Genomic DNA, 2,576 nt, shown 5'->3' with positions numbered 1-2,576 from the left:
GCGGCCGAGCTTCTGGCGGCCGATGCGGGCGATCCCCGCGCCGTGACCCTCAACCGCCTGGGCGCCTGGCTCAAGGTGGACGGCCTGCCCCCGGCGGACCAGGGACAGACCTTGATCCCGCCGCCAGACGAGTCCATCCGCAGCTCCATCCAGCAGCTGCTGAGCGGGCGTCAGTTCGAGGAGGCCCTGCGCCGGGCCGAGTCCCAGGTGCCGGTCTATCTCTTCTGGCTGGACCTTACGCGGCTTGCCGCCCAGGCCCTGGATTCCCTGGGGGCCAAGGGCGCGCCCGCCCTGGACGCCCTCAAGGCCCAGACCGGGCTCTACGCGCAGCGCCTCAAGGGCATCGAGAACCTGAGTTTCTCCGACGGCACGCCCTTCGCCGACGCCGAGACCAAGGCCTGGCTCAAGTCCGTCGCGCCCGGTTCTGGCCAGGCGCTGGATGTCGCGCCTTCGGATTCGCCCCTGGGCAGGGTGCTGGAGGAGGCGCGGGGCCTGGCGGCCCAGAAGAAGTTCGTGGAGGCCGTCACGGCGCTCCAGGAGGCCCTGCGCCAGTCGCGTTCGGGCCGGGAGCGCTTCGACGCGCTCATCGCCATGGCCGGGCTGCTCACCCAGTCCGGCCGGGCGGACCTGGCCGCGCCCACCATCGACGAGCTTCTGGAGCTGGTGGGACAGTACAAGCTGGAACAGTGGGAGCCGGACACCGCCCTGCGCGCCCTTCTGGCCGCCTACGACGCGATCTCCTCCGACGCCTCGGACGAGGGCAAGGCCCGGGCGCGACAGGTGCTCTCGCGCATCGCGCGCATCAATCCGGCGGCGGCCATGCGCGTAAGCGGGTAGGGATGCCCCGGCCGTGGGATTCGGCGGCAACGCGACGACAAGGAAGGGGAAGATGACCGTCTACCGGGTGATCATCAGCATGGCGGTTCTGGCGCTGACAGGGTCCCTGGCCCTGGCCGGGGAACCCTTGCTGGTGCTCTACAACGAGCGGCCGCCCTATCTGGTCACCGGCGCGGACGGCCGCGTGCGGGGACTCACCGCCGATCCGGCGGAAGAGGCCCTCACGGCCGCAGACATCCCCCACAAATGGGTGCTCACCCCGGCCAGGCGTCAGCTGGCCATGCTGGAGCAGAGTCCTGGCAGGGTCTGCCTGGTGGGCTGGTTCAGAAACCCGGAGCGGGAAAAGCTCGGCCTGTTCACCGCGCCCCTCTACAAGGACAGGCCCGTGGCGGCCCTCGCGCGCACCCACGACCGGCGCTTCCGCCAGGGCATGAGCGTGCGCGAGGTCCTGGGCGACCCCACGCTGCTCCTGCTGATGAAGGACAGCTACTCCTACGGCAAGGAGCTGGACGCGCTCATCGCGGCCTCCGCGGTGCGCATCGAGAAGACCGCGGCGGAGAACGTGGCCATGGCCCGGATGATCCGCGCCGGTCGGGCGGGGTACATGTTCATCGCCCCCGAGGAGGCCGAGGAGCTTCTGCGCAGCGAGGAGTTCCGCGACGGCGGGCTCACGCTCGTCACCTTCGGCGACGCCCCCGACGGCGAGGAACGCCACCTGCTGTGCAGCGGCCATGTGAACGCGGAGGAGATCCGCAGGATCGACGCGGCCCTGCTGCGCTACCACGCCGGGAAAGCCGGGCGCTGAGGGGGTGGGCTTCGCTTCACCGCATGTCGCTGTCGGATTAGATCAACGATTCCACCGCCGTCCCCTCCGACCTGCCCGGCTTCCTGGCGATGGCGTACATGTCCTCGTCCTCGTGGGGCGAGAGGGAGTAGAGGCGGGGGGAGCCGTCGGGGCGTTTCTGCGTGCCGTACACCGTTCCCTCATGGTGGTAGTAGACCTTGTTCCGGGTATGCAACGGTAGTTATATTTTACAGATGACTTTCAGTGATATGCAGAGCGGCTACAGGGCATGCCGAGTAGGCGGCGCATAGGTGTTGGTATGGTGTCAATTCCACTGCGGGTTGAGTGTTACTGTTTGGCAGGCGTATTTTTCATTCCATGGCTAAGTTTGATGCCAAGTGAATCTAACATGTTGTCGTTAATGCGGTAGTTCTTGGTGCTTGAATATTCAACATTAATTTCGCGCTCACCGATCCATGACGCTTTGATGCCGTAATCTCCGTCGATATGCGCTCCGTAAAACCAGGCGATTTCAGCTTGTTCTGAATAAACTGGGTTGCGAGTGAGGTATACGGTGTGTGCAACGGAAGTTGTAGCTCCGCCGTCAGTCTTATTGATGGTGAGCGTGAAAACGTTGTCTGGTGACGGTGTAGATAGTACCAGTTCTTCATGGAAATCTGACTCGAGCCTGATAGATATTAGAATCAGTGAAATCGCGATAAAGATAACGACGAACGATATTGTAATGCCAGCAGTAATTAATATTTTGCGCATGAAAGTGTCTGCCTGACGTTTGCGCGGTGCATAATATTATATGTATTGCATGGAGGTTGTTTAGCATGGGCTGTTGACGGGCGCAAGGCCCGCAATGCGAGCCTCGCCCTGTTCGGCCTAGTGAAAGTTGAGACCCCTGCACGGTAAAACGCCTCAATAGACCTTCCAACTATTCGTAATT

At 63.5% G+C, this 2,576-nt stretch carries 4 protein-coding genes; 2 read left to right on the top strand and 2 right to left on the bottom strand.

Annotated elements, in window-relative coordinates:
• Together ACV4UX_RS18595 and ACV4UX_RS18590 are read left to right on the top strand one after the other, a co-directional pair.
• A partial coding sequence (locus ACV4UX_RS18595; protein WP_491594771.1) for a type VI secretion system domain-containing protein occupies positions 1-837 on the top strand: 837 nt, incomplete at its 5' end.
• 52 nt (positions 838-889) lie between these two features.
• Positions 890-1,642 (top strand): hypothetical protein, encoded by a 753-nt coding sequence (locus ACV4UX_RS18590; RefSeq protein ID WP_491594770.1) that lies wholly within the window; start codon positions 890-892, stop codon positions 1,640-1,642.
• Between the two features lie 37 nt (positions 1,643-1,679).
• On the opposite strand, the gene ACV4UX_RS18585 is transcribed toward ACV4UX_RS18590, so the two are convergent.
• Positions 1,680-1,856, bottom strand: a complete 177-nt coding sequence (locus ACV4UX_RS18585) for a hypothetical protein (protein WP_491594769.1) — start codon at positions 1,854-1,856, stop codon at positions 1,680-1,682.
• Positions 1,857-1,969: 113 nt separating this feature from the next.
• Positions 1,970-2,395, bottom strand: a complete 426-nt coding sequence (locus ACV4UX_RS18580; protein WP_491594768.1) for a DUF5412 family protein — start codon at positions 2,393-2,395, stop codon at positions 1,970-1,972.
• Positions 2,396-2,576 lie beyond the last annotated feature (181 nt).

It is taken from the genome of Fundidesulfovibrio sp., assembly GCF_058402725.1.
Note: the sequence above shows the minus strand (reverse complement) of the source record. Positions and strands in the feature narration are given on the sequence as shown.

Excerpts from the sequence above, each read along its gene's own strand:
- ACV4UX_RS18590 (WP_491594770.1), top strand. The coding sequence starts at position 890 with ATGACCGTCTACCGGGTGATCATCAGCATGGCGGTTCTGGCGCTGACA.
- ACV4UX_RS18580 (WP_491594768.1), bottom strand. The coding sequence starts at position 2,395 with ATGCGCAAAATATTAATTACTGCTGGCATTACAATATCGTTCGTCGTT.